This is a genomic window from Streptomyces sp. NRRL S-495 (genome assembly GCF_000966955.1).
Classification (GTDB): domain Bacteria; phylum Actinomycetota; class Actinomycetes; order Streptomycetales; family Streptomycetaceae; genus Kitasatospora; species Kitasatospora purpeofusca.
Genome location: NZ_JZWY01000790.1, coordinates 1 through 5,599 on the forward strand (window position 1 = coordinate 1; position 5,599 = coordinate 5,599).

Below are 5,599 nucleotides of genomic sequence, written 5' to 3' on the forward strand. Positions count from 1 at the left end.
CTGCAGCGCCGCGGCGTCGCGCCAATGGGTGGTCGCGGGGCGGCCGTCCAGCAGCCCGGTGGCCGCCAGGGTGAACGCTCCGGTGCAGATCGACACCAGCCGCGCCCCGCGCGCGTGCGCCGAGCGGAGCGCCGCCAGCGCCGTGCCGGGAAGCGACGCTTCCGGGTCCTCGTAGCCCGGGACGACGACGGTGTCGGCGTCCCGCAGCGCCTCCAGCCCGGCCGAGGTGGCGAGGCCGACCCCGTCGGCGAAGACCGGTCCGGCCGACGGATCGGCGCAGACGGTGACGCGGTAGTGCGGGTCGGGCCCGAAGGTCTGCACCGGAATGCCGAGGTCGAGCAGGAGGACCCCGGGCAGGGCCAGCACCGCGATCCGGTGGGGTTCGGGCGACGCTTCGATCATGGCACGATCCTAGCGCTGACCGGCCCGCGTGCCACTGTCGCGGTCCGGCACCGGCTCCGTAGCCTGCGGACATGGACTCCTTCTCGCTCGACCTGCCGACCGGCCCGCTGGCCGAGGCCGTCCTCGCCGCCGCGCGGACCTCAGAGAGCCCCTCGCTGGTCAACCACAGCGTGCGCAGCTTCCTGTTCGCCGAACTCCTCGCCGCCCACCAGGGCTGCCTGGACGACGCCGCCTACGACCGCGACCTGCTGTTCGCCGCCACCGTCCTGCACGACCTGGGCGCGGGCGAACTCGCCAAGGGGGAGGCCCGGTTCGAGGTGGAGGGCGCCGACCTGGCGGCCGAACTGCTGCGTAGTCACCACGTCCCCGAGGCGGACGTCGACCGGGTGTGGGAGGCGATCGCCCTGCACACCTCGCCCGGCATCGCCGAGCGCCGCGGTCTGCTCTGCGCCCTCACCCGCGAGGGCGTCGGCGCCGACTTCGGGCGCAAGGCTGACCTCGTCGCCGGCTGGGCGCCGCGGATCCACGCCGCCCACCCCCGCCTGGACATGGTCCTGGACATGGTCCGCACCCTCGTCGACGCGATCGTGGAACGCGCCGCCCGGTCCGAGGCCGCCGCCCCCCGCTACTCGCTCGGCGGCGAGCTGCTCCGCGAGCGCCGCGCCGACGGTGTGACCGCCCTGGAACGCGACGCCGCGTCCTGCCCCTGGGGCGAGTAGCGCGCGACCGGTCGGCGGTGGCGGACCCGGGGACGCCCTCGGCCCGGGCGGGCGGGACCCGGTCGGCCGGGGCGGACGGGGCGCGGCCGGGGCGGACGGCACGGGCGCGGAGATTTCGGTTATCGCGCGGGCCGGCGGCGGTCTCCTGATCGGGTGCCGGGCCGGGTCCCGCTGGCTGCGGCCCCGGCGCCCGCCGAACCGCGCCCGCCCCGGGAGAGAACCGCCGATGACCGCTCCGCCCACCGACCGCCCGTCCTTCGCCGGACCGCTCGCGCATCCGCTCGCCCGCCGCTGGCTGCTCGCGTCCTGCGTGCCCGTGCTGCTCGTGCTCGGGATGGCGCTGACCGTCCCGCCGGCGCCCTCGGCCGCCACCGCAGGGGCACCCGGCACGGCCGACATGGCGGGGATGCCCGGGATGGCGGGGATGCCGGGGACGGACCGCGCGGCGGGCGACTCCCCGGACCTCGCCGCCGCAGGACTCGCCGCCGAACGGAACGGCTACCGGCTGGACCTCGCGGACCCCGGGCCGACAGCCGGGCGAGCCACGGACCTCCGGTTCACCGTCGCCGGTCCGGACGGCTCCCCCGTCACCGACTTCGCCGTCCACCAGACCAAGAAGCTGCACTTCTACGCCATCCGCAGCGACCTCACCGGCTTCCAGCACCTCCACCCGGACCTGGCCGAGGACGGCACCTGGACCGCCGCTCTCGCCGCTCTCGCCCCGGGCACCTGGCGGCTGTACGCCGACTTCGTCCCGAACACCGGCCCGCACGCCGCCGAACTGGTCCTCAGCCGGACCGTGACGGTGCCCGGCGAGGCCGCCCCGGTGCCGCTGCCCGCCCCGGGCGACACCGCCACCGCCGACGGCTACACCGTCACCCTGACCGCGCGGCCGACGGCCGGGGCGCACCGGCTGACCGCCGTCGTCAGCCGGGACGGCCGCCCGGTCGGCGACCTCCAGCCCTATCTGGACGCCTACGCCCACCTCAGCGCCTTCCACGAGGGCGATCTCGCCATGGCCCACCTCCATCCGGCGGGCACGGTGGACGGCGACCGCGGCGGGCCCGAGCTGACCTTCCAGGCCCTGTTCCCCGAGCCGGGCAACTGGCGGGTCTTCCTCCAGTTCCGGACCTCGGGGCAGTTGCACACCGTCGCGCTCACCCTGCGCGTCGACTGACGGCGGCCCCGGATCGGCCGTTCCGGCGAATGCGGGCCCCGGAGCGGTGACCGACCGCTCCGCCCGGTGATCCGTCAACCGGTGGCACACCCCGTGCCCACCGAACGGCGAGCACCAGGGAGTCCGGTATGACCATCGACCGCAGGAACGCGCTTCGGCTCACCTCACTGGCGGCGGCCGGAGCGGGGATCACCGGCGGGCTGGGNCCGGCGGGCTGGGCGGAGCCGCCCGGGCGGAGGGCTCCCTGGCGGCAGGCTCCCGGGCGGCGGGCTCCCGGTCCGAGGGCGGCCGGCCGGCAGCGCGGCAGCTCGTCCTGACGGGGAAGCGGACCGCCGCCGACATCCCGGACGTGCTCGTGCCCGGCACGTCCTACTTCGTCCACTACGAGCTGCGGGACGCGGACGGCAACCCGGTCGGCACCGAGAGCGCGGAGTGCACCCCGGTGACCGTGGGACCGGACGGGGCGTTCGTCCTCGCGTCCCTGGTCCTGCTCCTCGCCGACGGCATGATCACCGCCTCGACCGTCTTCCAGCGGCCGCTGCCCGCCCTGACCGAGGTCCTCGTCGCGCCCCGCCGCTGGTCCCACCTGTTCGCGGTCACCGGGGGAACCGGCGCCTACAAGGCCGCCACCGGGGCCGTGACGATCGAGCACCTCTCCCGGGAGGACGACGTGCTCACCGTCGACCTCGACTGAGGTCCGGCACCCCGGCGCTGCCGAGGCCCGGGAAAAAATCCCGGCGGCCCGGCCTCGGCCCCGGGATACTGACCGCCATGGACTGACCGCCATGGACGAGGCCACCGTGGACGAGGTCGAAATCGTCGTCGCCCATTCCGAGCGGGCGACCCTGCGCGTCGGCGACGTGTTCCTGAAGGTGGACGCCGACCGGGCGCGCGCCGAGGTCGAGGCCCGGGCGATGGCTCTGGCGCCCGTCCCGACCCCCGAGGTGCTCTGGCACCGACCGCCCGTGCTCGCGATCGCCGCCCTCCCGGGGCGGGCGCTCGGCTGCTACGGCCGGCCGTCGCCCGCCTCCCCGGCGGCGTGGGCGGCGGCGGGTGCGGCGGTCCGGACCCTGCACGACGCGCCGCTGCCGCCCTGGCCCGGCCGGAGCGCCGACGAACTGGCGGCGGCCCTCGACGTCGAGTGCGCGTGGCTGGTGGCCAACGACGTCCTGCCCCGTGACCTGGTCGCCCGCAACCGCCGGATCGCGGAGGCCGCGCTCCGCCCGTGGACCCCGGTGTTCGTCCACGGCGACCTCCAGCCCAGCCATGTGTTCCTCGACGGCGAGGAGGTGACCGGCATCATCGACTGGTCGGAGGCGGCCCGCGGTGACGCGCTGTTCGACCTGGCGGTCCTGACGCTCGGACACCCGGAGCGCCTCGGTGACGTGCTGGCCGGGTACGGCGCCGGGCCCGGCCCCGACCTCGACGTGATCCGCGCGTGGTGGGTGGTGCGGAGCCTGCTGGCGGTCCGCTGGCTGGCGGAGCACGGCTTCGACCCGTCCGCGCCGGGCTGCGAGATCGACGTGCTGAGGGCCCGGCTCTGACGCCCCGCGTCGTCCGGGCGTCCGCGTTCCCGGGGCGCCGTTCGACTCGATGCGGAAACGCTGCACAAACGACGCGACTGGGCCGGACGGGCCGGATCGCTGCACGGTGGACGGGTGACTCCACGAACGCGGGCCTCGTCACCGTCCCTGCCCCCGTCACCGCCACCGGCGCCGACCCCGCCGCCGACCCCGACACCGATCCCGGCGCCACGAGGGTGACGGCGACGACGGCGGCACCGGGCAGGGCGGCCGCGATCGTAGAATCGCCGACCGGCCTCAAGCACGGCGTCGGGTGCCCCGGCGCCCGGACCGTCCGCTCCGCGGGAGGACACCATGGCTCTCGACCCACCGCCCGCCCCGGGCGTCCCGCGGTGACGCCGCGGGCCGCGCCCGAGGAGGCCCGGACCGCCGACGAGCCGGGCCTGCCCACCGGAGGGGTCGCCCGGCTTCTGGGAGTGTCGCCCACGACGGTCCGTTCCTGGGAGCGCCGCTACGGCATCGGCCCCGCCGAACGCCGCGCCGGGCACCACCGCCGCTGGAGCCCGCAGGACATCGCCGTGCTGGAGGCGATGTGCCGGCTGACGGCCAGGGGCGTGCCACCGGGCGAGGCCGCCCGCGCCGCGCTGGCCCGGCGCACAGCCGACGGCACCGGTCCTGCCGACAGCACCGGTCCGGTCGACGACACCGGCCCCGAGGACGCCGCGGGCAGCCGTGCCCCCGGCGGCGGCCGGACGCTGCGGGTCGGGGCGGTGAGCCCCGAATGCCGCGGCCTGGCCCGCGCCGCGGTGCGACTGGACGCGCCGGAGGTCACCGGGATCCTGCGCGAAGCCGTCGAGCGGCACGGCGTGGTCGGCGCCTGGACCGAGGTGATGATGCCCGCCCTTCAGGCCGTGGGGCGCAAGTGGGCGGTCGACGGCGAGCACTACGTCGAGGTCGAGCACCTGCTGTCCTGGCACGTCTCCAGCGTGCTGCGCGGTGTGGCGGTGGCAGCCGTCCGGGTCCGGCCGGTGCGGCCGGTGCTGCTGGCGGCGACGCCGGGCGAGCAGCACACCCTGCCACTGGAGGCCACGGCGGCGGCGCTGACCGAACGCGCCCTCCCGTTCCGGATGTTGGGCGCGGCCGTCCCGCCCCGTGCGCTGCTCGACGCCGTCCACCGGCTCGGGCCGGGCGCCGTGATGATCTGGTCCCAGGACCGGCAGACCGCCGACCGCGGGCTGGTGCGCCGGGTGAGCGCCGGGGGGTGGGGCCCGCGAGGCTCCCGGGGCCGGGCGACGGTGATCGCGGCCGGTCCGGGCTGGGGCCGGACCGGGGCCCCGGGCGAGGCCGCGCCACCCCGTACCCTCGCCGGCGCCGTCGACCTCCTGGAGGAGGCGATCACGGCCTGACGCCCGCTCGGAGCGGCCGAAACCGAGAGCCCGATCCGAAAGCCCGACCCGAGAGCCCGACTCCGGAAGCCCGGTTCGGGAAGCCCGAAACCCCCGATCGCACCACCTGCGAGGCCCCACCCGTGACCGTATCGATCGCCCTGTTCACCCAGGACCTGCGCCTGCACGACAACCCCGTGCTGCACGCCGCGCGCACCTCGGCCGAGCAGGTCGTCCCCCTGTTCGTCTCCGACCCCGCCGTCGAGGCCGCCGGCTTCGCCGCGCCCAACCGGCAGGCCTTCCTGGCCGACTGCCTCGCCGATCTGGACGCCTCGCTGCGCGGGATCGGGTCCCGGCTGACCGTGCGCCGGGGCGAGGCCGCCGAGCAGACGG

The 5,599-nt window shown here is 76.7% G+C and carries 7 protein-coding genes; 6 read left to right on the forward strand and 1 reads right to left on the reverse strand.

Going from position 1 to position 5,599, the window contains the following annotated elements:
- Positions 1–402: DJ-1/PfpI family protein (locus tag VR45_RS33560; RefSeq protein WP_045943682.1), on the reverse strand; the 402-nt coding region annotated here is incomplete at its 3' end.
- A 71-nt stretch (positions 403–473) separates the two neighbouring features.
- Here VR45_RS33560 and VR45_RS33565 point away from each other — a divergent pair.
- The 6 genes from VR45_RS33565 to VR45_RS33590 all read left to right on the forward strand — a co-directional run.
- On the forward strand, positions 474–1,121 hold the full coding sequence (locus tag VR45_RS33565; RefSeq protein ID WP_045943683.1) for an HD domain-containing protein: 648 nt from the start codon (positions 474–476) through the stop codon (positions 1,119–1,121).
- A 226-nt stretch (positions 1,122–1,347) separates the two neighbouring features.
- Complete coding sequence (locus VR45_RS33570; protein ID WP_107084352.1) at positions 1,348–2,298, forward strand: hypothetical protein; 951 nt, start codon at positions 1,348–1,350, stop codon at positions 2,296–2,298.
- Positions 2,299–2,653: 355 nt separating this feature from the next.
- Positions 2,654–2,992, forward strand: coding sequence for a hypothetical protein (locus VR45_RS50795; protein ID WP_353612738.1), 339 nt, complete (start codon positions 2,654–2,656; stop codon positions 2,990–2,992).
- A 106-nt stretch (positions 2,993–3,098) separates the two neighbouring features.
- Positions 3,099–3,842, forward strand: a complete 744-nt coding sequence (locus VR45_RS33580; protein ID WP_045943688.1) for an aminoglycoside phosphotransferase family protein — start codon at positions 3,099–3,101, stop codon at positions 3,840–3,842.
- Positions 3,843–4,213: 371 nt separating this feature from the next.
- Complete coding sequence (locus VR45_RS33585; RefSeq protein WP_045943685.1) at positions 4,214–5,227, forward strand: MerR family transcriptional regulator; 1,014 nt, start codon at positions 4,214–4,216, stop codon at positions 5,225–5,227.
- A gap of 122 nt (positions 5,228–5,349) precedes the next feature.
- Positions 5,350–5,599, forward strand: a 250-nt coding sequence (locus VR45_RS33590; protein ID WP_045943686.1) for a deoxyribodipyrimidine photo-lyase, incomplete at its 3' end; no start/stop codon positions are given.

What these genes read in the sequence shown, in the direction of transcription:
- VR45_RS33570 (WP_107084352.1), top strand. Translation starts at nt 1,348, where the DNA reads ATGACCGCTCCGCCCACCGACCGCCCGTCCTTCGCCGGACCGCTCGCG.
- VR45_RS33565 (WP_045943683.1), top strand. Translation starts at nt 474, where the DNA reads ATGGACTCCTTCTCGCTCGACCTGCCGACCGGCCCGCTGGCCGAGGCC.